General features: G+C 64.5%; 22 protein-coding genes. 13 read left to right on the top strand and 9 right to left on the bottom strand.

What is annotated here, in order from left to right:
* Positions 1-15 precede the first annotated feature (15 nt).
* Entirely contained in the window at positions 16-813 is a 798-nt protein-coding gene (locus tag E4M07_RS07560) for a xanthine dehydrogenase family protein subunit M (RefSeq protein ID WP_136657710.1), read from the top strand.
* 69 nt (positions 814-882) lie between these two features.
* Here E4M07_RS07560 and E4M07_RS07555 read toward each other — a convergent pair whose 3' ends face one another.
* A complete protein-coding gene (locus tag E4M07_RS07555) occupies positions 883-1,527 on the bottom strand; it encodes a L,D-transpeptidase (protein WP_136657709.1) in 645 nt (214 codons plus the stop codon).
* A gap of 236 nt (positions 1,528-1,763) precedes the next feature.
* Here E4M07_RS07555 and E4M07_RS07550 point away from each other — a divergent pair, with 236 nt between their 5' ends.
* Entirely contained in the window at positions 1,764-2,258 is a 495-nt protein-coding gene (locus E4M07_RS07550) for an MmcB family DNA repair protein (protein ID WP_136657708.1), read from the top strand.
* Positions 2,259-2,264: 6 nt separating this feature from the next.
* Here the strand turns inward: E4M07_RS07550 and E4M07_RS07545 are convergent, their stop codons facing one another.
* Positions 2,265-4,070 (bottom strand): acyl-CoA dehydrogenase family protein, encoded by a 1,806-nt coding sequence (locus E4M07_RS07545; RefSeq protein ID WP_136657707.1) that lies wholly within the window; start codon positions 4,068-4,070, stop codon positions 2,265-2,267.
* A gap of 188 nt (positions 4,071-4,258) precedes the next feature.
* On the opposite strand from E4M07_RS07545, the gene E4M07_RS07540 reads away from it, so the two are divergent.
* Positions 4,259-5,227, top strand: a complete 969-nt coding sequence (locus E4M07_RS07540; RefSeq protein ID WP_169054125.1) for a helix-turn-helix domain-containing protein — start codon at positions 4,259-4,261, stop codon at positions 5,225-5,227.
* Here the strand turns inward: E4M07_RS07540 and E4M07_RS07535 are convergent.
* The 3 genes from E4M07_RS07535 to hrpB form a co-directional block, all read right to left on the bottom strand.
* Positions 5,224-5,790 (bottom strand): ActR/PrrA/RegA family redox response regulator transcription factor, encoded by a 567-nt coding sequence (locus tag E4M07_RS07535; RefSeq protein WP_136657705.1) that lies wholly within the window; start codon positions 5,788-5,790, stop codon positions 5,224-5,226. The two genes, E4M07_RS07540 and E4M07_RS07535, sit on opposite strands and share 4 nt — an antisense overlap.
* Before the next feature lie 74 nt (positions 5,791-5,864).
* A complete protein-coding gene (locus E4M07_RS07530) occupies positions 5,865-7,178 on the bottom strand; it encodes an ActS/PrrB/RegB family redox-sensitive histidine kinase (protein WP_281404977.1) in 1,314 nt (437 codons plus the stop codon).
* Between the two features lie 19 nt (positions 7,179-7,197).
* Positions 7,198-9,684 carry an ATP-dependent helicase HrpB gene (gene hrpB / locus E4M07_RS07525; protein ID WP_136657704.1) on the bottom strand — a complete coding sequence of 829 codons (2,487 nt, stop codon included), beginning with the start codon at positions 9,682-9,684 and terminating at the stop codon, positions 7,198-7,200.
* Positions 9,685-9,809: 125 nt separating this feature from the next.
* Here hrpB and E4M07_RS07520 point away from each other — a divergent pair, with 125 nt between their 5' ends.
* The 5 genes from E4M07_RS07520 (at position 9,810) to E4M07_RS07500 (ending at position 13,351) form a co-directional block, all read left to right on the top strand.
* Positions 9,810-10,559: an SDR family oxidoreductase gene (locus tag E4M07_RS07520; protein WP_136657703.1), complete on the top strand. Its 750-nt coding sequence runs from the start codon at positions 9,810-9,812 to the stop codon at positions 10,557-10,559.
* A 6-nt stretch (positions 10,560-10,565) separates the two neighbouring features.
* On the top strand, positions 10,566-11,192 hold the full coding sequence (locus E4M07_RS07515; protein ID WP_136657702.1) for a LysE family translocator: 627 nt from the start codon (positions 10,566-10,568) through the stop codon (positions 11,190-11,192).
* A gap of 39 nt (positions 11,193-11,231) precedes the next feature.
* A complete protein-coding gene (locus tag E4M07_RS07510; protein ID WP_136657701.1) occupies positions 11,232-11,789 on the top strand; it encodes a hypothetical protein in 558 nt (185 codons plus the stop codon).
* Between the two features lie 202 nt (positions 11,790-11,991).
* On the top strand, positions 11,992-12,447 hold the full coding sequence (locus E4M07_RS07505; RefSeq protein WP_136657700.1) for a carboxymuconolactone decarboxylase family protein: 456 nt from the start codon (positions 11,992-11,994) through the stop codon (positions 12,445-12,447).
* Positions 12,437-13,351, top strand: a complete 915-nt coding sequence (locus tag E4M07_RS07500) for a sigma-70 family RNA polymerase sigma factor (RefSeq protein ID WP_136657699.1) — start codon at positions 12,437-12,439, stop codon at positions 13,349-13,351. The genes E4M07_RS07505 and E4M07_RS07500 overlap by 11 nt, the downstream gene beginning before the upstream one ends.
* 1 nt (position 13,352) lies before the next feature.
* Here E4M07_RS07500 and E4M07_RS07495 read toward each other — a convergent pair whose 3' ends face one another.
* On the bottom strand, positions 13,353-14,885 hold the full coding sequence (locus E4M07_RS07495) for a SulP family inorganic anion transporter (protein WP_136658455.1): 1,533 nt from the start codon (positions 14,883-14,885) through the stop codon (positions 13,353-13,355).
* 313 nt (positions 14,886-15,198) lie between these two features.
* On the opposite strand from E4M07_RS07495, the gene deoC reads away from it, so the two are divergent.
* The 5 genes from deoC to E4M07_RS07470 all read left to right on the top strand — a co-directional run bounded on the left by deoC (position 15,199) and on the right by E4M07_RS07470 (position 20,776).
* Positions 15,199-16,191: a deoxyribose-phosphate aldolase gene (gene deoC / locus E4M07_RS07490; RefSeq protein WP_136658454.1), complete on the top strand. Its 993-nt coding sequence runs from the start codon at positions 15,199-15,201 to the stop codon at positions 16,189-16,191.
* A gap of 15 nt (positions 16,192-16,206) precedes the next feature.
* Positions 16,207-18,591, top strand: a complete 2,385-nt coding sequence (locus E4M07_RS07485) for an aldehyde dehydrogenase family protein (protein WP_136657698.1) — start codon at positions 16,207-16,209, stop codon at positions 18,589-18,591.
* Positions 18,581-19,294 carry a GntR family transcriptional regulator gene (locus E4M07_RS07480; protein ID WP_136657697.1) on the top strand — a complete coding sequence of 238 codons (714 nt, stop codon included), beginning with the start codon at positions 18,581-18,583 and terminating at the stop codon, positions 19,292-19,294. Before E4M07_RS07485 ends, E4M07_RS07480 begins: the two co-directional genes overlap by 11 nt.
* 42 nt (positions 19,295-19,336) lie before the next feature.
* A complete protein-coding gene (locus tag E4M07_RS07475) occupies positions 19,337-19,855 on the top strand; it encodes a CAP domain-containing protein (protein WP_136657696.1) in 519 nt (172 codons plus the stop codon).
* Positions 19,856-19,951: 96 nt separating this feature from the next.
* Entirely contained in the window at positions 19,952-20,776 is an 825-nt protein-coding gene (locus E4M07_RS07470) for an aspartyl/asparaginyl beta-hydroxylase domain-containing protein (protein ID WP_246660388.1), read from the top strand.
* On the opposite strand, the gene E4M07_RS07465 is transcribed toward E4M07_RS07470, so the two are convergent.
* From E4M07_RS07465 to E4M07_RS07455, 3 genes are read right to left on the bottom strand one after another with little or no spacing between them, the layout of a single operon-like run.
* The gene (locus tag E4M07_RS07465; protein WP_136657695.1) at positions 20,777-22,132 is read right to left on the bottom strand and encodes an aminotransferase class III-fold pyridoxal phosphate-dependent enzyme; all 1,356 of its coding nucleotides are present in this window, start codon (positions 22,130-22,132) and stop codon (positions 20,777-20,779) included.
* Entirely contained in the window at positions 22,129-22,788 is a 660-nt protein-coding gene (locus tag E4M07_RS07460) for an HAD-IA family hydrolase (protein WP_136657694.1), read from the bottom strand. The genes E4M07_RS07465 and E4M07_RS07460 overlap by 4 nt, the downstream gene beginning before the upstream one ends.
* Positions 22,785-23,564 (bottom strand): IclR family transcriptional regulator, encoded by a 780-nt coding sequence (locus tag E4M07_RS07455; protein ID WP_136657693.1) that lies wholly within the window; start codon positions 23,562-23,564, stop codon positions 22,785-22,787. The genes E4M07_RS07460 and E4M07_RS07455 overlap by 4 nt, the downstream gene beginning before the upstream one ends.
* Positions 23,565-23,677 lie beyond the last annotated feature (113 nt).

The following is a 23,677-nucleotide window of genomic DNA, read 5'->3' as shown; positions in this document are numbered from 1 at the left end:
GGAAAGGACACTGACATGTACAAGACAAATTACCATCGTGCTTCCTCTGTCGAAGAAGCCGCAAGCCTGATCGCCGGCGCCGACGACGGCAAGCTTCTTGCTGGCGGCCAGACGCTCATCCCCACGATGAAGCAGCGCCTTGCGGCGCCCAGCGACGTCGTGGACCTGCGCCACATCGCCGACCTGAAGGGCATCTCGGTTGCAGGCAGTCAGGTGACCATCGGCGCGGGCACCACCCACGCGGATGTCGCCAACTCGGCGGAAATCCGCAGCGCCTGTCCGGCGCTCGCCGACCTTGCTTCGCATATCGGCGATCCGCATGTCCGCAACATGGGAACCATCGGCGGCTCCATCGCCAACAACGATCCGGCGGCGGACTATCCGGCGGCCATGGTTGCGCTTGGCGCCACCATCCACACCAATAGCCGCGAAATCAGTGCCGACGATTTCTTTGTCGGCATGTTCGAGACGGCGCTGAACGACGGCGAAATCATCACGGCCGTGAGCTTCAATGCTCCGGAAAAGGCGGCCTACCAGAAGTTCCCGAATCCGGCTTCCCGCTACGCGATGACCGGTGTTTTCGTGGCTAAGGGGGCCGGCGGTGTCCGGGTCGGCGTCACCGGTGCCGGCAGCGACGGGGTCTTCCGCGCTACCGATATGGAAGCGGCGCTGGGCGCCAATTTCTCGGGCGGCGCGCTCGATGCAACGTCGGTCGATTCTTCCGGTATGCTGTCGGATCTGCACGGCTCGTCCGACTACCGTGCCAATCTGGTCAAGGTCATGGCGCGCCGCGCCGTGGAAGCGGCGGGCTGACCGGACAAACCGCAAACGAAAACCGCCCGGATCGTCCGGGCGGTTTTTTCATGCCGGAAAGGCCGCGGCCTACTGGATGACGACGACCTTGGAGTCCTTGCCGGGCTTTACCCGTGAATAAAGGTCGATGACATCCTGGTTCATCAGCCGGATGCAACCGGACGAAGCCGCCGTGCCGATCGACTTCCATTCCGGCGAGCCGTGCAGGCGGTACAGCGTATCCTTGCCGTTGTTGTCGAACAGGTAGAGCGCCCGTGCACCCAGTGGATTTCTCAGACCCGGCGCCTGCCCGCCATCGGCGTATTTCTTCAGCCGCGGCTCGCGGGCGATCATTTCCTTTGGCGGATGCCAGCGCGGCCAGGGCTGCTTCCATTTGATGTAGGCCTCGCCCTCCCAGGCAAAACCGGCGCGGCCGACGCCGATTCCGTAACGCACCGCCCGGTTGCCCGGCAGGATGAAGTAGAGGTGGCGCTGCTTGGTGTTGACGATGATGGTCCCCGGCTTTTCCTTGGAGAAATAGCTGACGATCTGGCGATGGTACTTTTTCGGCACCCTGTCGATCGGGACCGCCGGGATCGTGTAGCCGCCGTCCTGAACGGAACCGTATTCGCTGGTGTATATCTGTCGTGAGATTTCAGGCCCGCCGCTTACGCATCCGGAAAGAACGAGCAATGCCGCCACGCTCAGTCCTGAAATAGTCTTGCGAAATCTCATCGTTGCCCCTCTGCGATCTATTTCGCCGGAATGTGAACCGGACGATTTACAATTATGGTTTATTTTTTATTACACTCGTCAATTCAAGGTCTGCAGGCACGTAAATATTTCGTGAGCGCGCACTTGCCGGGCGATTATGGCATTCGTGCAACGGCCCGCCGGGCTTGCCAAGCAGCACGCGCCGTGCCAGCCTGCACCGTGAACATTGACAGAACATCCGCAAGGCCACCCGTAACATGCCGATCGTCTCACCCCATCCGGAACCGACCCTGGTCGACGGCCGCCAGTCGGAGCGCGCATTGCTCGTGCGCCGGGGCGTTCAGCGCCTGTTCGTCGAGCTGAGGCACGCCGTATTGCCGGAACTCGGTCTGGCAAGCGGCCGGCGCGCCGATTTGATCGCGCTGTCGGACAAGGGCGAGTTCTGGATTGTCGAGATCAAGTCGTCGGTCGAGGATCTGAGAGCCGACAGTAAATGGCCGGATTACCGCCGGCATTGCGACCGGCTTTTCTTTGCCACCCATCCGGGCGTCCCGCTGGACATCTTCCCGCAGGATTGCGGCATGATCCTGTCGGACGGTTACGGCGCCGAGATCGTCCGCGACGCGCCGCTGCACAAGCTCGCGCCGGCGACGCGCAAGGCGTTGACGCTGCGTTTCGCCAGGACCGGTGCCGACCGCCTGCTGATCGCCGAGCAAACGGCTTATCAACAGGCGGACGGCGCCGCCGATTAGCAGTCCTCAGACCGCAACGACCCGGGCGATCCGCCCAAGATAGTCATCGTCCCAGGTCACCGGCCGGTCGGCCAGCCGTTTGAGGTGGAAGAACGCCGCCGCTTCGAGCTTGCTCTCGCTGCCCGTGTCGCTCTTCTGGTGGTCGCCCTCACGCAACGCGCAAAGATAGTAGAAGATGTCGCACATGCGCTCGCCGACACCCTGTATCTTCAGCGTCTGCAGGTCGTGCGACGATGCCTTGAGGTCCGCCACCGATTCCCTGAGCTCGGCGAGCAGTGACTTCACCGTGCGCTTTTCCGCCGTAAGGCGCTCGGGCAGTTTCTCGACCTCTTCGCCAAGCACTGCGAAATAGGCCTCGTCATGGGCATATTTGTGGATGTCGCGCAGGACCTGCATGTAGAGCGTGTTGTGCGAACCTTCCCAGTTCTCGAGGATGACGCTCTCGCGGAACAGGCGCGGCAGGTGCGAAGTCGTCTCGATCGCGCCGTTGCCGCCCATCGTGTCGATGGCGTGGTGGGTGCAGTCGACGACGCGCCGCGAGATGACGCTCTTGCCGAGATTCGACATCAGCCGCACGAAGGCGGCGCGCGCCGGATCGGTCGTCTTGCCGAGATCGATGGCATCCTGCATAGCGATCAGCGCGTAGGTTCCGGCGAGATCGGCGACGATCTCGGCCTTGATCGTCGCTAGGTTTTCCCGGACAAGCGGGTAGTTGATGATCCGCTCGCCGAAGGCGTGGCGGGTGTCCGCATAGGCGCGGGCGATCTGGTAGGCGCGGTTGGCGAAGCCGAGCACCGCGGTCGCAAGCGCGATGCGCGAGTGGTGGATGACCATTTCCATCAGCCGGTTGAAACCGCGCTCCACCGGTCCCAGCGCGATGGCGTAGGCATCGTGGAAATCGATTTCCGACGAGGCGAGGGGCCGTGTGCCCATCTTCTCCTTCAGGCGGCGGAACGTGTAGTCGTTGCGGCTGCCGTCCGGCTTGCGCTCCGGCACCATGAAGACTGCAAGCCCCCGGGTTCCGGGCTGGTCCGTATCGTAGCGGGCGCTGATGACGAGCAGATCCGCATCGGCATTCGAGCAGAACCATTTCTCGCCGCGGATCCGCCAGTGGCCGTCCTCGTCCTGCCAGGCAAGCGTCGCGTTGGCGCCGACATCGGAGCCGCCCTGGACCTCGGTCAGGAACTGTGAGGCCGTCAGGTTCTCGTCGTAGCCCAGCGCCTCGAGCCCGGCGACATAGGCGTCCCGGCCGGGAAAGTCGTCGATCGCGCGCAGCAATCGGGCGGTCTCGAAATTGCAGATCACCGGGCAGTTGTGGCCAGCCTCGCCGGCATGGTTGGACAGGAAGTAGAAGCTCATGCCCTCGCGCAGTCCGCCGGTCCGGGCAAGACGAGCAACGAGGTCCGTGCCGTAGATGATGTTGCCGGAACGCGCGTAGCTCGGATGGTGGAGAACCTTGTCCTCCCGTTCGCCGATACCGTTGTAGTGCTGCAGGGTCGGATTGTTGAAACGGGCATCGTTTTCGGCGACCGCCGGCTCCAGCTCCGTCGGGATGCGCGCACCGAAGGCGCACAGGTCCTCGTGGACGGCGGCGTAGTCCATGCCGAGGTGATAGCGCACGGTGTGCTGAAAGTCCGTGTCGGCGAGATAGACGTTTTCGGCAATCCGCTCCATCCACAGGCGCATGTTGCCACGCCCGAAATCATGGCCGGGTTGCGTTTCCGACAGCGTTTGCTTCGGCTCCCCGGCCGGCTTTCCGCCACCCGGTGTCGGTCCGCTGTCAAACGCCTTGCGCGCGCTGCTGCTCATCATGTCTCCAATCCGGTTAAGATGGCTGTTGGACAATCCTCCCGCCGGACGCGCCTGCCCTCAATGGCCGCAACGGACAAAGCAATGGGCAAAACCGCCAGGCACGCCCCTTTGCAGCCGCGACTTGTCCGTGGATGGCTTGCCGTGCAAGATCGGTCCATGGACGCATCGGCGCCGGCCTGCGGGTCGGCATGAAGAAAATCGTTGTTTACGCGCCGCAGAACGCCGTCGGCATGAGCATCATGCTGATTGCGGAAATGTGCTGGTATGCGGCCCAGAAAGCTGGGGCATCCGGCGGCGGGTCCGCCAGCGTCGACGTGGTCAGCCCGGCGGGCGCGGACCTAGTCTGCGCCAACGCGATGCGACTGCCGGTTTCGGACGACCTGTCGATGCTGAGCAGCGCCGATGCGGTCTTTATTGCAGCGTTCTGGGGCGACGCGGCGGCGGCGGCAGGCGCCAATCGCGCGCTCACGCCTTTGCTCGAGGCTGCCGCGGACCATGAGGTGCCGATCGCGGCCGTCAGCACCGGCACGATCCTGCTCGCCGAATCCGGCCTTCTCGACGGCAAGGTCGCGACCACCTATCCGCCCTACCGGGATGTCTTCGAGAAGCGGTTTCCCGCCGTCCGTCTGCGGCCTCAGCGCGCCATGACCGATGCCGGCGGGCTTTACTGCGCCAACGGTATACCCGCAGGCTGCGACGTGACGATCTCGATCATCGAGCTGCTGTTCGGCCCGGATGTGGCCCGTGACACGGCACAGGCGTTCCTCACCGGCTTCAGCCGCAACTATTCGGTCGCCAATATCGCCTTCGACGGCCAGAAATATCACGGCGACCGGCAGGTGCTGACGGCGCAGCAATGGATGGAGCGCAATTACGGCGGGCCGGTGCGGCTGGAGGCCCTGGCCGCGGATGTCGGCATGAGCCCGCGCAACTTTACCCGCCGTTTTAAAAAGGCGACCGGCGAGAGCCCGCACGATTATCTTCGGAGAGTCCGCATCGAGGCGGCCAAGGACCTGTTCCGCGACCGCGACCTGTCGATCTCCGAGATTGCAGACCGGGTCGGCTACCGCGATCCCGGCTCGTTCCAGAAGGCCTTTCGCGCGCAGACCGGTCAGACACCCGGCGAATTCCGCGAGCGTCTGAAGCAAGCCGTCTAGCGCGGCGCTCGTTTGGCGAGGATCCGCTGCAGGGTGCGCCGATGCATGTTGAGCCGGCGCGCCGTTTCCGACACGTTGCGGTCGCACATCTCGTAAACCCGCTGGATGTGCTCCCAGCGCACGCGGTCGGCCGACATCGGGTTTTCCGGCGGCTCGACCTTCTCGCCCGGCTTGCGGGTCAGCGCCGCGAAAACCTCGTCGGCGTCGGCGGGCTTTGCAAGATAGTCTATGGCGCCCAGCTTCACGGCGTTGACGGCGGTCGCGATATTGCCGTAGCCGGTCAGCATGACGATGCGCGTGTCGTCTCGCGCCGCGCGGATCTCCTCGATCAGCTCCAGGCCGTTGCCGTCGCCCAGGCGCAGGTCCACGACCGCGAATTTCGGCGGCTGCGACTTGATCGCGGCGCGGCCGGCGGCGACCGATTCGGCAAGTTCCACCGCAAAACCCCGGCTCTCCATCGCGCGGCCGAGGCGGCGCAGGAACGGTCCGTCGTCATCGACGATCAGCAGCGTCGCATCCTCGCCGATCAGTTCATTGTCGTTGTTGTTCGGTTGCGTAGTCATGGCTGGAGCGATCCCTCAACTCAAATCACGCTACCACATAAGGCCCCCGGCAAAAAAAGCCAATATGGCCGCCCTCAGCCGGCGGGATGCTCCATGGCTGCGCGGGGCCAGGTCACGGTCACCGTCGCGCCTTTCCCGCTTTCGCGATTGGCGAAATTCAGCGTCGCACCGGAACGCTCCAGCAGCGTTTTTGCGATGAACAGCCCCAGTCCGAGACCGCCGGCGCTCGGCTCGCTCGAATGACCGCGCTGGCTGACATAGGGATCGCCGATACGCGACAGCACGTCCTGCGGAAAACCCGGCCCGTCGTCGCGAATCCGGATGACCACCCGTTCGGGGTCGCATTCGCTCTCGACTTCGACCGTGGTCCTGGCGAAATCGACGGCGTTTTCCAGAAGGTTCCCGAGGCCGTGGATGATCCCCGGATTGCGCTTTCCGACCGGTTCACCCTCGGATCCCACCTTGCGCGAGACCTTGATGTCGACGCCGAATTCGCGGTGCGGCGCGATCACTTCCTCGATCAGCGACGACAGCGGCAGTCGGCTCATATGCGCCTCGTCGGACGAGGAGAGTGTCGCGAGCCGGCGCATGATGTCGCGGCAGCGTTCGCTCTGGGAGCGTAGCAATTGCACGTCTTCGCCGAAGCGCTCGTCGCCGCCCAGTGCACGCTCCATCTCCCGGGCGACGACGGTGATCGTCGCCAGCGGCGTCCCGAGTTCATGTGCTGCAGCGGCCGCCAGCCCGTCGAGCGCCGACAGGTGCTGCTCGCGCTGCAAGGTGAACTCGGTCGCCATCAGCGCGTCGGCGAGTTCCTCGGCCTCCGCCGAGACCCGGTAGGCATAAAACGCCGCAAACGCCGCCGTCGAGACGATGGCGATCCAGTTGCCGGCGATCAGCACCAGCGGCGCCTCGAACCGCTCGCCCGGATACCAGGGCAGCGGCCGGTGGTAGAAGGCAAGCACGGTGACCGCCGCCACCGCGATGACGCCGAGCGCCACGATGTTGCGCACCGGCAGCGAGGCGGAGGCGACGATGACCGGAACGCAGATCAGCACCGAGAACGGGTTGGCAAGCCCGCCGGTGATGAACAGCAGGCCGAAGAGCTGCAGGATGTCGAGGCCGAGGATCACCGTCGACGTCGCCGGGCTGAGACGATGTGTCGCGGGATATCTTATGCGCAGGGCGATGTTGAGCAGCGCCAGGCAGGCGATCAGCAGAAAGCACGACGCCACCGGCAGCGGAAAGCCGAATCCGTAGGCGACGCCGAGAACGGTGACGCTCTGGCCGATGATCGCCAGCGTGCGCAGGCGGATGAGTGTGCGCATCCGCAGGTGGTTGGCGTGGCGGGTTTCCGCCGGATGGTCCGTGTAGCTCATGTTGGCCTGCATTCCGTGGTTTTCCTAGACCTTAGCGCTTGCGCGGATGATTGACACGGCGGGTCGCCTCGGCCGCAGCCGGGTCTTCCGGCCATGGGTGCTTCGGATAGCGGCCGCGCATCTCGGCGCGCACATCCGCCCAGGAGCCCTTCCAGAAGCCCGGAAGGTCGCGCGTCGTCTGGATCGGCCGTTGCGCCGGCGACAGCAGTTCAAGCACCAGGGGCACGTCGCCGCCGGCCAGCATGGGGTGCCGCGACTGTCCGAAAAGCTCCTGAACCCGGACGGCGAGCACCGGCTCGTCGCCGTCATAGCGGATCGGCAGATTCGAGCCCGCGGGTGTCTCGAAGTGGGTCGGCGCGAGCCTGTCGAGTTCCCGGTGCAGTTCGAACGGCACCAGCGCCATCAGGCCGTTGGACAGATTCGCCGCCTCGATCTGGGAAAACCCGGTGACACCGGCAAGGAACGGCGCGAACCAGGCGTCGGCGGTTTCAAGCAACGCCGCGTCCGACACGTCCGGCCATGGCGCGCCCTTCTGACGGTACAGCCAGCCAAGGCGGCTGCGCAGCTGTTGTGTCGCCCTGGACCAGGGAAGGGCGTCGATGCCGAGTGTCCGCAGCCCCGAGACAAGGGCTTCGCAGACCGCGGCCTGCGGCGGGTTCGCGAGGGGACGTTCCTCCAGCACGAGTTCGCCGAGCTTGCGCGAGCGTCGGGCTTTGACACGGCGCGTCTTGCGGTCGAATGAAACCGTGTCCGTTTCCGCGATGCGATCACCCAGCACGGCCTCGATGGTTTCCGCGTCGATCCGCGCCGCCGAGAGGATGCGCTGTGAAGCCGCCGGACCGGTCAGTTCCGGCACGACGATGTAACGCTCCCTTGCAAGGTTGGAATGGTCCTCCACAAAGGCGCCGCGGCCATTGGCAAGGCCGAAGCGTGCCCGTCCATCGGACGATCCCCGGCCGCGCGCCACGCGGTCGGCGAACCCGGCAAGCAGCAGCGGCCCGGCCTCCGGCGGCGGGCCGTCGGTGGATTTGCCGGGGTCGTCTCCGGTTGCCGCCCTGGCAATACGCCGTGCCAACGCCCGGGCGCTTTGCGCCCGCTTGCCGCGGTCGTCGCGCAATCGCCGCCAGCGCTCGTCGAGATCGATAGCGTTGCCGCCGAGGCCCTGCTCGCCCATCAGCACGGCGAGTTCGGCCGCGTCCGCGGACATGTTCCGTTCGGCGGCGGCAACCACCATGGCGGCGTCGCGCACCGGCAGACCGAGCCCGCGCATGGTCTCGCCGGTCTTGGTCAGCCGGCTGTCTCCGTCCAGCGCGCCGAGCGACTGCAGCAGCGCGCGCGCCTCGGCGACGGCTGGCGCGGGAGGCGGGTCGATAAAGCGCAGGCTCGCGGGGTCCGTCACGCCCCAGGCGGCACAGTCGAGGATCAGATTGCTGAGATCGCTGGCGAGGATCTGCGGCGGCGTGAAGGCCGGCAGTGCCGTCGTCTGCTCCGCCCGCCAAAGCCGAATGGCGACACCCGGCTCGGTCCGTCCGGCGCGGCCGGCCCTTTGGTCCGCGGAGGCGCGCGACACCCGCACGGTCTCGAGCCTGGTGATGCCGGTGGACGGCTCGAACACCGGCAGTCGCTGCCGGCCGCTGTCGATCACGATGCGCACCCCGTCGATGGTGATCGAGGTCTCGGCGATCGACGTCGCGAGAACCACTTTTCGGGTGCCGGGCTCCGGCGGGCGTATCGCCGCATCCTGCTCCTTGCCGCTGAGGTCTCCGAAGAGCGGCGCGATGACCGCATCCCCCGGACCGGCTTCCCGCAGCAGCTCCGCCGTGCGGCTTATTTCGCGCCGGCCCGGCAGGAAGGCGAGGATCGATCCACCTTCGCTTTCCAGCGATCCGATGATGGCGTCCCGCATCGCCTCTTCGATCCGCTCGCCCTGGCGGCGGTCGCGGTAACGGACATCCACGGGGTAGGCGCGGCCCTCGCTTCGGATGACTGGCGCGCCGCCCAACAGTTCACGCACGCGATCGACGTCCAGCGTCGCGGACATGACAAGGATGCGCAGATCCTCGCGCAGCGCCGACTGGACGTCGAGCGCCAGCGCGAGGCCGAGATCGGCGTCGACGGAGCGCTCGTGGAATTCGTCGAACAGCACCGCCGCGATGCCCGGCAGGTCCGGATCGGCGAGGATCATGCGGGTGAAGATGCCCTCGGTGACGACTTCGATGCGGGTCCTGCCTGAGATCCGCGTGTCGAGCCGCGTCCGGTAGCCGACGGTGGCGCCGACCTCCTCGCCGATCAGCCGCGCCATCTGGCGGGCGCTCGCTCTGGCGGCGAGACGCCGGGGCTCGAGGACAATGATCTTCCCGTCGCCCCGCCAGTCCGCCGACAAAAGGTGCAGCGGAACCAGCGTCGTCTTGCCGGCGCCCGGCGGCGCGGCGAGCACCGCCGACGCGTGTTTATCGAGCGCCGCCATCAACGCCGGCACGGCCTCGCTGACGGGAAGTTCGGGCAGGGTCCACTTCATCGGCCTGCTCTAGCAGCAGGACCGTCAACCGGCAATCGCGGTGCCACAATTCGGACCCGACCCTCGCTATCGCGCGCCTTGTGCGTTACATAGGAACCAAACTGCAATACCCCTCGGAGAAGACGATGAGCGAACAGCCCGGCCGCAAGACACTCGTCCTGACCGGCGCAAGCCGTGGCATCGGCCACGCGACCGTCAAACGGTTCTCGGCCGACGGCTGGCGCGTGATCACCTGCTCGCGGCAGGATTTTGCCGAGAACTGCCCCTGGCCCGCGGGCCCCGAGGATCACATCAAGATTGATCTCTCGGACCCCGAGGATGTCGGCAGCGCGGTCGCCGAGATCCGTCACCGGCTGGACCGGGAGGGCGGGCAGCTCCATGCGCTGGTCAACAATGCCGGCATCTCGCCGAAAACACCCGAAGGCGCGCGGCTCAATTCGATGGAAACGCCGATGCACACCTGGCGCGACGTGTTCCAGGTGAACTTCTTCGCGCCGATCCTGCTCGCGCGCGGCCTGTTCAAGGAACTCGCGGCGGCCAGGGGATCGGTCGTCAACGTCACCTCGATCGCCGGTTCGAGGGTGCACCCCTTCGCCGGCACCGCCTACGCGACCTCGAAGGCGGCGCTCGCCTCGCTGACGCGCGAAATGGCCGCCGATTTCGGCCCGCACGGCATCCGTGTCAACGCCATCGCGCCGGGCGAGATCGAAACGGCCATCCTGTCGCCCGGAACCGAGAAGATCGTCGAGAACATCCCGCTGCGCCGCCTGGGCTCCACCGACGAAGTGGCCGAAACCATCTTTTTCCTGTGTTCCGATGCCTCGTCCTACGTGTCGGGCAGCGAGATCCACATCAATGGCGGCCAGCACGTCTGACGCACGATGATCGACCAGACGACCCTCATAACCTATCTCGCCGTCCTGCTCGGCTTCGTCTTCATTCCGGGACCGGCGGTCCTGTTGACCCTGGCGCGCGCTTCGAGCGGCGGCACGCGGGTCGGCATCGCCACCGGCCTCGGCATCGCGGTCGGCGACATCATCCACACGGCGATGGTCGTTCTGGGTCTCTCGGCGGTGATCCTCGCCTCGGCGTTCCTGTTCAACCTCGTCAAGTATCTCGGCGCCGCCTACCTGATCTATCTTGGCATTCGCGCGATCCTTGAAAGGCCGCACGATCCGCACCTTTCCGCCGCGCCGCGCATGACGCCCGCCCGGGCGCTGCGCCAGGCGATCCTCGCCGAGGTGCTCAATCCGAAATCCGCGATGTTCTTCCTCGCCTTCCTGCCGCAATTCGTGAACCCCGCGAACGGTGCGGTTGCCCTGCAACTGACGATCCTCGGCGTGCTCTTCGTCGCCTTGGGGCTGTTGAGCACCGTCGTCGTTGCCGTCAGCGCCGGCAGCGTCGGTTCGTTCCTGCGCCGCAACCCCGGCATCTTCCGCTGGCAGGGCAAGTTCACCGGCACGATCTTCTGCGCCCTGGGCGTGCGGCTGGCGCTGCAGGAGAAGTAGCGCACAAAAGGTGCCGATTCAGAGCGGAGCTTTGATAGCGTGGGTGTTTCGGAAATTGATTTCACCGTCACAATGCGCAAGGGAAGCGCGATTGTAGGCCTTGTTGTCTCCCTGGCGTTGTCATGGTTTTCGTTTGCACAATGGGCTCCTGATTTAGGGCTGGGCGCGGTCTATTTGACGCTGGAGCCATCCGATCGGAAGTACGAGACTGCAAGATGGATAAGTTTGTTTGGCGCTCCTTTTTTTGTCTGGAGCATTTTGCACTATCTGATGAGAGCCTATAAGCCTTTCATTTATCTACATATATCCAAAGATGGAATTCGATTGCCAAAAGACTTCATCCCCTGGTCGGATTATGTTTCGCACAAAGTTGTCTACCGTGAGCGCCGCTTCTTAAGTAAAATGCCTGAATTCAACTGGGTAGGATTTGAAGTCAAAAATCCCTCCAATTACAGAAAACGGGATGGTGCATTCATCAGCAGGAAGTTGGCGAAGGACTACCCCGTCCATTTGATGCTTGCATGGCCCGATCGCACGGTATCTGAAATCGATTTTGCTATTTCTAGACTTCATCGACGGTTCAATGCCGAAACCTGACATTGTCGTATGGCGACCGCTATCCACTGGCTAATTCAGAGGCAGTATGCACGTCTGGCTGACAGCGGTTCTGGCTGGCGTTGCAGGAGAAGAAAAGTGCCGCAGGCACCGGCTAACGATTTTCGAAAAATATTCCATCCGATGTCACACGCGGCCCTGCTGTCTCGTCTATCTCCGCACAACCCGAAAATGGAGATTTTTGATGCAGGAACGATTTGACTATTTTAGAGCCGCGCCGGAGCCCATGAAGGCCATGGTGGCGTTTGAAAACGCGGTCAGCGGCAGCGGACTGGAGCGCAGCCTCATCGAACTGGTCAAGACCCGGGCGTCCCAGATCAACGGCTGCGCCTATTGCATTCACATGCACACCAAGGACGCGCGGGCAGACGGCGAGAGCGAGGAACGGCTCTATCTGCTGTCGGCCTGGCGGGAATCGTCCCTCTACACGTTGCGCGAGCGGGCGGCCCTCGAATGGACCGAAGCGCTCACGCTGATAGCCGAGACGGCGGCGCCCGATGACGTCTATGAGCGCCTGCGCGCGCAATTTGCCGAAGAGGAGACGGTGAAGCTGACGCTGCTGATTGGCGCGATCAACGTCTGGAACCGGATCGCCGTCGGCTTTCGCAGCCAGCATCCGGTCGTGTCCGATGCCGCCTGAGACCGATCCGCCGGATCGCGCCGCCGCCTTCGAGGCGGAGCGTGGCCGGCTGACCGGTCTTGCCTATCGCATGCTGGGCTCGATGACCGACGCGGAGGACGTCGTTCAGGATGCCTGGCTGCGCTGGGACGGGGCGACGCGGCAGGATATCAGCAAACCCGGCGCCTATCTTTCGAGGATCGTGACCCGGCTGTGTCTCGACCGGCTCAAGCAGGCCCGGCACCGCCGCGAGGTCTATGTCGGTCCCTGGTTGCCGGAGCCGGTCCTTTCCGATCCGGCTGCCGCCGGTGAACCGGACCTGATGGTCGAAAAGGACATTTCCTATGCGCTGATGTTGGCGCTCGAACGTTTGTCGCCGCTCGAGCGTGCCGCTTTCATCCTCTACGATATCTTCGACATGCCCTTTGGCGAGATCGCTACCGTGCTCGGCCGCGGTGAGCAGGCCTGCCGGCAACTGGCCAGCAGGGCGCGCGCCCATATCCGCAAGTCCCGCCCGCGCTTCAAGGTGCCGCCTGACGAGGCCGACAGCGTTGCCGCCGCCTTTTTCGCCGCGTCGAAGAGCGGTGACCTGAACGCGCTTGGCCGTCTGCTGGCGGAAAACGCGGAGCTGCATTCCGACGGCGGCGGCCGCAAGCTCGCCGCGCTGAACGTTATTTACGGTGCGCGAAAGGTGGCGCGCTTTTACGCCGGTCTGGCCCGCAAACCGGCCTACAGGCCTCCATTGTGGTCGCGGCGCATGCGCATCAACGGCCTGCCGGCGAACCTGACAATCGAGGCCGACGGCTCGCGGCAGGTGACCCTCGTCGAACTGGACGGTTCCACGGTGGTTTCCGTTTACCTGGTCTGCAATCCCGACAAGATCGAACCGCTTTGGCGGCAGCTGGGCGAGCCCGGAGCCGGCTAGACTAATGCGCGCCGCCGAAGCGGCCGATGCGCACCCCGTAATGCACGGCGATGCCGTAGTCGGGATCGTCGTCCGAATCGACCATCAACTGGCCGGCGCGGGCGAGCAGCATGTGGCAGTCGCGCGACAGGTGTTTCAGCTCCAGCCGGGTGCCGTGTTCCTGGTAGCGGGCCGCCAGCGCATCGATGGCCTGCAGAGCCGACTGGTCTACGATCCGCGATTCCATGAAATCGACGACGACGCGTTCCGGGTCCGTTTTCGGATCGAAAAGTTCGAGAAAGCCGGTGGCGGAGCCGAAGAACAGCGGGCCCTCGATGCGGTAGGTCTTGGTGTCGTCGGCAGTTTCCGTCTTGGCGCGGATGCGCGTCGCATTGTTCCAGGCATAGGCGAGGGCGGAAATGATCACGCCGGCAACGACAGCGATGGCAAGGTCGGTGGCGACCGTGATGATGGTGACCAGCACGATCACCGCAGCATCGGTGCGCGGCACCCGCGCGATGATGGTGAAGCTCTTCCAGGCGAAGGTGCCGATCACCACCATGAACATGACGCCGATGAGCGCTGCGAGCGGGATCTGCTCGATCAGCGACGAGGCGAACAGGATGAAGCTGAGCAGCAGGAGCGCCGCGGTGACGCCGGAAAGGCGCGTGCGTGCGCCGGAGCCGACATTGATCATCGACTGGCCGATCATGGCGCAGCCGCCCATGCCGCCGAAGAAGCCGGTGACGACATTGGCCGAGCCCTGCGCCATGCATTCCTGCGACGCGCCGCCGCGCGTGCCGGTTTTCTCGCCGACAAGGTTGAAGGTCAAAAGGCTCTCGATCAGGCCGATGGCGGCGAAGATCACGGCGTAGGGAAAGATGATCTTCAGCGTCTCCAGATTCATCGGCACGGCCGGTATCGAGAAGGTCGGCAGGCTGCCGCTGATCGATGCCATGTCGTCAACCCGCGGCACCGGAATGTCGAAGGCGATGACGAGGCCGGCGACCACGAGGATGGCGGCAAGCGGTGCCGGCACGATCTTCGTTACCTTCGGAACCACGTGGATAACCAGCATGGTCAGCGCGACAAGGCCGAGCATGTAGACGAGCGGCAGGCCGCCGATCCACTGCTTGACGCCGTCCGGGCCGGTCACCTTGAACTGCTCGAACTGCGCCAGGAAGATAACGATCGCCAGGCCGTTGACGAAGCCCAGCATGACCGGATGCGGCACCAGCCGGATGAACTTGCCGAGTTGGAGGATGCCGGCGGCGATCTGCAGGATGCCCATCAATACGACCGCGGCAAAGAGATATTCGACCCCGTGCGTGGCGACCAGCGACACCATGACGACGGCAAGCGCGCCGGTGGCGCCCGAGATCATACCGGGCCGGCCGCCGAACAGCGACGTGATCAGGCAGACGATGAAGGCGGCGTAAAGCCCGGTCAGCGGGTGGACGCCGGCAACGAAGGCGAAGGCCACCGCCTCCGGCACCAGCGCCAGCGCCACGGTCAGCCCCGAAAGGGTCTCGATGCGGATGCGGTCCGGCGTCATGGGCACGCGGAATTCGCTGGACGAGCGGACGAGGGGCAGCGCTTGGCTGAGCGCCGCGTAAGCGGGTTTGAACAAGGGATCGGGTCCGTTATTGGTGTTCGTATGGGCGAGTATCGAGTCTCTTATTGCACTGCACAATAGAAATGGCCAGCCCAAAAAGAGCCGCGCATGGCTGCCGTGCGCCGGGCGCTTAAATCGATTTAGGCCGATTGAGGCGCGGCGGCGGAGTTCAAGCCGGAAAAAAGCACGGCACAAGCCCCTTGACTCTAAGTGTGATCACACATATCACTTGCCCATGTCTGAAATTATCCCCATGGGCGAAACCGGAACCTCAGCCCCCGGTCTCCACGGCAATGCGATTGCCCGCAATCCCGGCCAGGCGCTCGAGCTCGACTGGGTCAACGAGATCCAGGTCAACCGCTCGGCGGTCGAGCGCCGCTGCACAACGCTCGGCGGGCGCCGCTCGGTCAAGAAGGACGCGCAGGCCGGCTGGCTGCTGAAAGCCATCACCTGCATGGATCTCACCACGCTGAACGGCGACGACACTGCGGCGCGGGTGCGACGGCTTTGCGCCAAGGCGCGGCAGCCGGTCAGGCCGGACCTGCTCGAGGCGCTCGGCGTTGCCGATCGCGGCATCACCACCGGTGCGGTCTGCGTCTATCACCGCTTCGTCGCCGAGGCCGTCGACGCGCTCGACGGCACCTTCATTCCCGTCGCCGCCGTATCGACCGGCTTTCCTGCCGGTCTCTCGCCGCACGACACCAAGCTGCGCGAGATCGAGGCATCGGTCGCCGACGGCGCCAGGGAGATCGACATTGTCGTCACCCGCGAACACGTGCTGACCGGCAACTGGCAGGCGCTTTACGACGAGATGCGCGATTTCCGCGCCGCCTGCGGCGAGGCCCATGTCAAGGCGATCCTCGCCACCGGCGACCTTCGCACCCTGCGCAATGTCGCCCGCGCGTCGATGGTCTGCATGATGGCCGGCGCCGATTTCATCAAGACCTCGACGGGCAAGGAAACCGCAAACGCGACCCTTCCCGTCAGCCTCGTCATGCTGCGCATGATCCGCCACTACCAGGAGCGCACTGGCCACCTGGTCGGCTTCAAGCCGGCCGGCGGCATATCGACGGCCAAGGACGTGCTTGCCTACCAGGTGCTGATGAAGGAGGAGCTGGGGCGGCGCTGGCTCGAGCCGGATCTGCTGCGCTTCGGCGCATCGTCCCTGCTTGCCGATATCGAGCGCCAGCTCGAACACCACGTGACCGGCCGCTACTCGGCCTATAACCGCCATCCGATGGCCTGATACGAGGCACGCGATATGTCTGTTGCGAACTATTTCGAATCCCTGGATTACGGCCCGGCGCCCGAGGCCGACACCAACGTCCGCGACTGGCTGAAGAGCCACGACGCGTCCTTCGGCCATTTCATCGACGGCGCGTTTCGTCCGTCGAAAGACGGAAAGACACTTTCCACCCATGAGCCGGCGACCGGCGACGAACTGGCGAAGATCGCTCAAGGGTCGGCGGAGGACGTCGATGACGCTGTTGCGGCCGCTGCAAAGGCGCAAGAGCCCTGGGAAGCGCTTGGCGGCAAGGGCCGCGCCCGCCATATCTACGCGCTGGCCCGCATGGTGCAGCGTCACGCCCGCCTCTTTGCCGTGCTCGAGGCGCTCGACAACGGCAAGCCGATCCGCGAGACCCGCGACCTCGACATTCCGCTGGTCGCCCGCCATTTTTACCACCATGCCGGCTGGGCCGAATTGCAGGATACCGAGCTTGCCGACCACAAGCCCATCGGGGTCGTCGGCCAGATCATCCCGTGGAACTTTCCGCTGCTGATGCTCGCCTGGAAGGTGGCGCCGGCGCTGGCGCTGGGCAACACGGTTGTCCTGAAGCCGGCCGAGGCGACGCCGCTGACGGCGCTGCTCTTCGCCGAGCTCGCTGCCCGTTCCGGCCTGCCTGCCGGCGTCCTCAACGTCATTACCGGCGACGGATCGACCGGTGCCGCCCTCGTCAAGCATGACGGCGTCGGCAAGATCGCCTTCACCGGCTCGACCGAGGTCGGCCGCATCATCCGTGCCGAGACCGCCGGCAGCGGCAAGTCGCTGACCCTGGAACTCGGCGGCAAGTCGCCCTTCATCGTCTTCGATGACGCCGACATGGAAAGCGCCGTCGAGGGGGTCGTCGACGCCATCTGGTTCAACCAGGGCCAGGTCTGCTGCGCCGGCTCGCGCCTTCTGGTCCATGAGGGCATCCACGACCGTTTCATCGCGCGCCTGAAGGAGCGCATGAATTCGTTGCGCGTCGGACACCCGCTCGACAAGGCGATCGACATGGGCGCGATCATCGAGCAGAGCCAGCTCGAGCGCATCAGCGCCCTCGTCGGCAAGGGTGTCGAGGAGGGCGCCGAAGCCTATGTGCCGGACATCGCGACGCCCGACAGGGGCTGCTTCTACCCGCCGACCCTTCTGACCGGCGTCGAGCCGGCGTCGACGGTGGCGACGGAGGAGATCTTCGGCCCGGTCATGGTGGCGATGTCCTTCCGCACGCCCGACGAGGCGGTGGAGCTCGCCAACAACACCCGCTACGGGCTGGCGGCCAGCGTCTGGAGCGAGAACATGAACCTGGCGCTCGACATCGCGCCGCAATTGAAGGCCGGTGTTGTGTGGGTCAATGCAACAAACCTCTTCGACGCCGGTGTCGGGTTCGGCGGCTACCGCGAATCCGGCTATGGCCGCGAGGGCGGTCTGGAGGGCGCCTATGAATACCTCAAGCCCAAGGCCTGGGCGGCGCGCAAGCCGCGCAAGCCGGCGCCGCCCGTGCCCGTGGTCGAGGCGACGGACAGTTTCGAGCCGATGGCCGTCGACCGCACCGCCAAGCTCTATGTCGGCGGCAAGCAGGTGCGGCCGGACGGCAACTATTCGCTGACCGTCATTTCGCCCAAGGGCAAGGTGATCGGCGAGATGGGCGAGGGCAACCGCAAGGATATCCGCAACGCCGTCCAGGCGGCCCGCAAGGCATCCGGCTGGGCCACGGCCTCGACACATCTGCGGGCGCAGATTCTTTATTATCTCGGCGAGAATCTCTCGGCCCGCACCGGCGAGTTCGTCGCCCGCCTGTCCGCCATGACCGGCGTCAAGAAAAGCGATGCCGAGCGGGAAGTCGAAACCGCGATCGACCGGTTCTTCACCTATGCCGCCTGGGCCGACAAGTTCGACGGCGCCGTCCACAGTCCGCCCCTGCGCGGCGTTGCGCTCGCCATGAACGAGCCGATCGGCGTTGCCGGCGTGATCTGCCCGGACGAGGCCCCGCTCCTGAGCTTCGTCAGTCTCGTCGCGCCATTGATGGCGATGGGCAACCGCGTCGTCGCCGTTCCGAGCGAGCGCTACGGCCTGATCGCCGCCGACTTCTACCAGGTGCTGGAGACCTCCGACGTGCCGGCCGGCGTCATCAACATCGTTACCGGCTACACGAAGGAGCTTGCCAAGACGCTCGCCGACCATGACGACGTCGACGCGATCTGGGCTTTCGGCGGTTCCGACGTCTCGGAGATGGCCGAGGCCCGGTCGGTCGGCAATATGAAGCGCACCTTCGTCGACAACGGCCTGGCCACCAACTGGTACGACCCGAAGGTTGCCGAAGGCCGGCTTTTCCTGCGCAACGCCGTCCAGGTCAAGAACATCTGGATTCCCTATGGCGAATAGGATGGAATGGCCGGCGCAATCCGGCAGTCTCGAGACGGTCGAACGCGCCACGCTGCAGGAGCAGATCTACCGGCAGCTTCGCGACCGCATCATGTCCGGCTTCTTCCAGCCGGGACAGGCCCTGAGCACTCGCTCGGTGGCGGAAGCCGTCGGGGTGTCTGTCATGCCCGTGCGCGACGCCCTGCGCCGGCTCGAGGTGGAGAACGCGCTGGTCGTCGGCCACAACCGCGCCCTGGAAATTCCCCGTCTCGATATCGCGACGCTGAGCGAGATCAGCGCCACGCGGATCGCACTGGAGGGACTCGCCGTCGAGCGCGCGCAGCCGGCGTTTGTGGCAGCCGATATCGGCGCACTCAAAGATCATTGCGAAACGATGAGCGGCAGCATCGACGCCGGCGACATCGACGGCTATCTCGGCGCCAACTGGGCGTTCCACAGCCACATATACCGCCGCGCCTCGGATGGCATACTTCTGTCATTCATCGAGAGCCTCTGGCTGCGCATGGGTCCCTATTTCCGCCTGACTGCCGGCGATCGGGAGCATCTGGACAATGCGATGATAATCCATCATGACATTGTCGGTGCACTGGAGAAGGGAGATGCGGCTTCCGCCCGTTCCGGAATTGTCGCCGATATCGAGGCGGCGACCGGCGACCTGACCGATTGGCTTGCCAAAGACACCGGCAGCGCGGCGGCCTCTTAGGAACCGATGATATCACGGGATGCGAACTGTTCATCCGGGCGGATGGCTGTCCGGCGTGCGGCTGTTGCAGCGGTTGCCGGCCTGTTGCTGGCGGTCCTGTCCGGCTGCAGCCTCACCGGCGACAATAGCGCCGAGGTGACGGATGTTCCGGTCAACCGCGGTGCGGCCCTCACCGAGATCAACGCCTACCGGTCGAGCAACGGACTGCCGCCCGTCGTGCTCGACCCGCAGCTCGACGCCCTGTCGCAGGACATGGCGCGCACCATCGCCCGCAACGACAGCATGAACACACGCCTGCACAGCGCCAGGGGACTGTCCGGCCGGCTCGATCGCGGCGGCTATCCGACCTATGCGGGCGCGGAAAACCTCGGTGCCGGATACCGGACCTTCGACGAGGCGATGGTCGGCTGGAAGGGGTCCGCCGATCACGACAAGAACCTTTTGAACAAATACGTCACCCGCATCGGTATCGCCCGGACCCAGCGGCCGGACGGCAAGTACCGCAATTTCTGGGTGTTGATCCTCGCCAGGCCCGTGGCAGACGGGCGTCCGGTTCTTTAGCTATCCGCCAATTGTGAACTTGGATCCGAATGGGCGTGACTCCCATCCGACAATCCGTTAGACGAACTGCGTCGAGAACGTATCGGTTGCCGTTTCATGCAAGAAATTTCAGAAGAAGAAGTGATCCCCATGCGCAAGCGCGTCTCCCGCGTCCTGAGGATCGTCCTCCCGCTTGCCATTCTCCTTTATTTCATCCCCGTCCTGACCATTTTATTCCTGGTTTGCGGGCTGCTCGATATCAGTCGGCACCGCCGCATCACCAAGCCGATCGCGAAGCTGTATTTCACCGGAAACGGCATTCCGACCTGGCTGTTGTCGCCGCTCAATCTGTTCTTCGACCTGATTTCCTGGCGCAACAAATATGTCTACAGCCTCGAGGACTTTCCGCCAGAGGAGCGGGCGGAAATCGAGAGCGTGCTGAACACGTTCAAGGACAAGAAGGAAGCGATTATCGCCGACGTCCGGCAGAGGATGGGCGACAAGAAGCGCGGCATGCTGTTTTACAAATGGTATGACAAGAACACCGATGACGCGGTGCCGGAATTCAACGAGGATTTCACCTATGTGAAAACCATCGGCCTTTCCGCATTCAGCGAAAAGGAATTCACGTCGCGCCATTTCGGTCCGTTGCGCCTGACCGTGCGGGTCCTCTACAACCTGTCTGCTTTCAAGAGCGACAAGGTCTATATCGAGGTCGACGGCAAGAAGCACTTCTGGCACGACGACCCGCTCTTTATCTTTGACGACACACTCGAACATTGCTCGATAAACGACGAGGACCGGGAGCGGTACTGCGTGTTTGTCGATGTCCTGCGCCCGTCCAGCTTCACCGGGCTGCAAAACGCGATGATGCGCGTCCTGCAGACGATCCTCATCAATTTCAACGGCATCTTCTACAAGAACTGGTCGTTCCTGAAATAGCTAGCCGGCCGCCGCAAGACCGGCATCGAGGCCCGCCAGAATGCGATCGACATCCTCGGCGCCGATAATCAGCGGCGGCGACATCAGGATGTTGTGGCCGGACACACGCACCATGACGCCGTTTTCATAGGCCGTCTGGGCAACGCTCGCCGCGATGGCCTTGTCGACCGGTTTCTTGCTCGCACGGTCGCCGACCAGCTCCACCGCCGTCATCAGCCCGTGGCCGCCGCGCACGTCGCCGACAAGCGCGTGTTTCTCCTTCAGCTTCAGAACGCCGGCAAACATCTGGTCGCCGCGTGCCGCGGCGTTTTCCGCGACATTGAGCCGCTTGGTCTCTGCAAGGCAGGCGATTGCCGCCGCGGCGCCGACCGGGTGGGCGGAATAGGTGTAGCCGTGGCCGATATTGGCGGTGCCGGTGGTGTCGTCCTCGAAGGTCTCCGCAATGGCCTCCGAGATCATCACCGCGCCGAACGGGAAGTAGCCGTTGGTGATTGCCTTGGCCAGGCACATCATGTCCGGCTTGACGCCCCAGTGGCGGGAACCCGACCAGTCGCCGGTGCGGCCGAAGCCGGTGATGACCTCGTCGGCGATCAGCAGGATGCCGTTTTTCGAGCAGATCTCGCGCACCCGCGGCATGAAGCTCTCATGCGGCGGGATGATGCCGCCTGCGCCGAGAACCGGCTCCATGATGAAAGCGGCGATGGTCTCCGGTCCCTGGAAGGCGATCTCGTCCTCCAGCGCCTGCGCGCACAGTTCGGCGAGCCGCGCCGGGTCGCTCTCGTTGAACGGGTTGCGATAGGTGTAGGGCGACGGGATGTGGAAACAACCCGGCAGCATCGGCTCATAGGCGGTGCGGAACCGCGCGTTGCCGTTCACCGATGCGCCGCCTGTATGGGTGCCGTGATAGCCCTTTTTCAGCGACAGGAACTTGGTGCGCCCCGCTTCGCCCCGGACCTTGTGATACTGGCGCGACAGGCGCAGCGCCGTTTCCACCGAGTCGGAGCCGCCCGAGGTGAAGAAGGCGCGGCCGAGGCCGTCGGCGCCGAACCACTCCTGCAGTTCCCAGGAAAGCTCGATGGCGGCGTTGTTGGAGGTGCCGGCGAAGGCCGAATAGTAGGGCAGCGCGTCGAGCTGGCCGGCAATCGCCTGTTTGACCGGCTCGCACGAATAGCCGAGATTGACGTTCCACAGGCCGCCGACCGCGTCGATGGTCTCGTGCCCGTCGATATCGGCGATGCGCACCCCCGACGCGCCGGTGATGATCTTCGGCGTCTTAGCCCTGAGCTGTCCCGGATGGCCCATCGGATGCCACAGGAACTTGGCATTGTTTTCCTTCAGGAAATTCGAGTCCTTCATGAGATCTCTCCGGTGATGTCGAGCAGGCCGAGCGCTTGTGCATAGCCGGCTGCGGGCTTCGATACGTCGAAATGAACTGTTTTCATGCCGACCGCCCTGGCGCCGGCAATGTTGCGGGCCTGGTCGTCGACGAAGACGCAGTTCTCGGCCGCCGTTTGCAACGCCGCGATGCAATCCTCATAGGCACGGCGGTCGGGCTTGAGGATGTGGGTGTAGGTGGCGTCGTGGATAACGTCGAACGTCTGCAGGAACGGCAGTTTCTTGCGGAAATCCGCGCCGTAGAACAGGTCGAGCTCGTTCGAGAGGATGGCGAGCGCGACACCCGCCCGATGGGCCGCATCGATGGCGGCGATCGCTTCGGGCCTGATGACCGCAAGGGGATCGGCGCCGCGTGCCGCGATGACGAACTGCGCCATATCGGTCCAGTCTTCACCCGCCAGTTCCGCCACTTCGCGCGTGCGCTGCTGCCAGTATTGCCGTTCGGTGATTTCATCGGCCTGCATCGACTTCCAGAGCGGGTCGCCGTCCGGGTCGAACGGGCCGCGCCAGGTCAGCGTTCCTTCCGCCAGGCCGAGCGCCTGTTCCGTCAGCCGGTGCGTTTCGAATAGCGTCCGGGTGACGACACCGCCGAAATCGAGAACCAGCGCCTTTTTCATGCCGCCGTCCCCGCGACCTGGCCCTCGGGCGCCACGCCGCCCCAGGCCCGGGTGATGTCGTTCGCCGCCTGCCGGATGATCGCGTGCGCCGTTTGCCGGAATGCAGCCGTCACCCGCGAACAGGGGGTCGCGATCCCGACCGCACCGGTCACACGGCCATCCGACGCGAACACCGGCGCCGCCATGCCGTAGACATCGTCCTCGAAGCCGCGGTCTATTTCCGCAATGCCGGTTTCGCGGATGTCGTCGAGACGCGAGAGGATTTCGGCGGGATCGGTAATGGTATGATCGGTATAACTCTTCAGCGCACCCGACAGCGCCCGTTCGGCATCCCTTGCCGGCATATGGGCGAGGCAGGCGAGGCCCGATGCCGAGGCGTGCAGCGGGATCCGCTCGCCGGCATCCATATAGACGCGCATCGCGTGCGCGCTGGTTTCGATGAAATCGATCGTTTCGAGATGATTCCTGCCGAGCAGCAGCAGGTGCACCGTCTCGCCGCTTTCCTGCGACATGCGTTCCAGGATCGGCCGGGCAGAGGCGCGCTGCGGAAGCGTCGCTTCCCTTATGTGCGCGAGCCGCAGCAACGCGGGACCGAGGCGGAAATCGCGGGTCTTCACATTTTGCTCAACGAAGCCGCGATCGGCCAGTGCCGTCATCAATCGCAGCACGGTCGCCTTGTCGTAACCGGCCATGCGCGCCAGATCGCTCAACCCGATCTCGGACTGCGACTCCGAGAAAAAATCCAATAAAGACAGTGCTTTATCAATCGTTCCCATGGTTTTGAGACTGCGCCTCCTCAAGCTTCGTCTGTTTTTTCTTGACAGATTAACGGATTCAATTCAAGCTAAAAATAAACCAGCGGTTCAAATATTAAACCGAACAACGAATG

Origin of the sequence: Nitratireductor sp. XY-223 (assembly GCF_004959855.1) — a bacterium.
In the GTDB taxonomy this organism is placed as follows: domain Bacteria; phylum Pseudomonadota; class Alphaproteobacteria; order Rhizobiales; family Rhizobiaceae; genus Hoeflea_A.
This window is presented reverse-complemented; position numbering and strand designations above follow the sequence as displayed.

Coding starts and splice junctions, on each gene's coding strand:
- E4M07_RS07515 (WP_136657702.1), top strand. CDS start 10,566: ATGATCGACCAGACGACCCTCATAACCTATCTCGCCGTCCTGCTCGGC.
- E4M07_RS07485 (WP_136657698.1), top strand. CDS start 16,207: ATGTCTGTTGCGAACTATTTCGAATCCCTGGATTACGGCCCGGCGCCC.
- E4M07_RS07495 (WP_136658455.1), bottom strand. CDS start 14,885: ATGACGCCGGACCGCATCCGCATCGAGACCCTTTCGGGGCTGACCGTG.
- E4M07_RS07535 (WP_136657705.1), bottom strand. CDS start 5,790: ATGACTACGCAACCGAACAACAACGACAATGAACTGATCGGCGAGGAT.
- E4M07_RS07545 (WP_136657707.1), bottom strand. CDS start 4,070: ATGATGAGCAGCAGCGCGCGCAAGGCGTTTGACAGCGGACCGACACCG.
- E4M07_RS07455 (WP_136657693.1), bottom strand. CDS start 23,564: ATGGGAACGATTGATAAAGCACTGTCTTTATTGGATTTTTTCTCGGAG.
- hrpB (WP_136657704.1), bottom strand. CDS start 9,684: ATGAAGTGGACCCTGCCCGAACTTCCCGTCAGCGAGGCCGTGCCGGCG.
- E4M07_RS07500 (WP_136657699.1), top strand. CDS start 12,437: ATGCCGCCTGAGACCGATCCGCCGGATCGCGCCGCCGCCTTCGAGGCG.
- deoC (WP_136658454.1), top strand. CDS start 15,199: ATGGGCGAAACCGGAACCTCAGCCCCCGGTCTCCACGGCAATGCGATT.
- E4M07_RS07465 (WP_136657695.1), bottom strand. CDS start 22,132: ATGAAGGACTCGAATTTCCTGAAGGAAAACAATGCCAAGTTCCTGTGG.
- E4M07_RS07530 (WP_281404977.1), bottom strand. CDS start 7,178: ATGCAGGCCAACATGAGCTACACGGACCATCCGGCGGAAACCCGCCAC.
- E4M07_RS07520 (WP_136657703.1), top strand. CDS start 9,810: ATGAGCGAACAGCCCGGCCGCAAGACACTCGTCCTGACCGGCGCAAGC.
- E4M07_RS07505 (WP_136657700.1), top strand. CDS start 11,992: ATGCAGGAACGATTTGACTATTTTAGAGCCGCGCCGGAGCCCATGAAG.
- E4M07_RS07560 (WP_136657710.1), top strand. CDS start 16: ATGTACAAGACAAATTACCATCGTGCTTCCTCTGTCGAAGAAGCCGCA.
- E4M07_RS07460 (WP_136657694.1), bottom strand. CDS start 22,788: ATGAAAAAGGCGCTGGTTCTCGATTTCGGCGGTGTCGTCACCCGGACG.
- E4M07_RS07480 (WP_136657697.1), top strand. CDS start 18,581: ATGGCGAATAGGATGGAATGGCCGGCGCAATCCGGCAGTCTCGAGACG.
- E4M07_RS07470 (WP_246660388.1), top strand. CDS start 19,952: ATGCAAGAAATTTCAGAAGAAGAAGTGATCCCCATGCGCAAGCGCGTC.
- E4M07_RS07475 (WP_136657696.1), top strand. CDS start 19,337: ATGGCTGTCCGGCGTGCGGCTGTTGCAGCGGTTGCCGGCCTGTTGCTG.
- E4M07_RS07555 (WP_136657709.1), bottom strand. CDS start 1,527: ATGAGATTTCGCAAGACTATTTCAGGACTGAGCGTGGCGGCATTGCTC.
- E4M07_RS07550 (WP_136657708.1), top strand. CDS start 1,764: ATGCCGATCGTCTCACCCCATCCGGAACCGACCCTGGTCGACGGCCGC.
- E4M07_RS07540 (WP_169054125.1), top strand. CDS start 4,259: ATGAAGAAAATCGTTGTTTACGCGCCGCAGAACGCCGTCGGCATGAGC.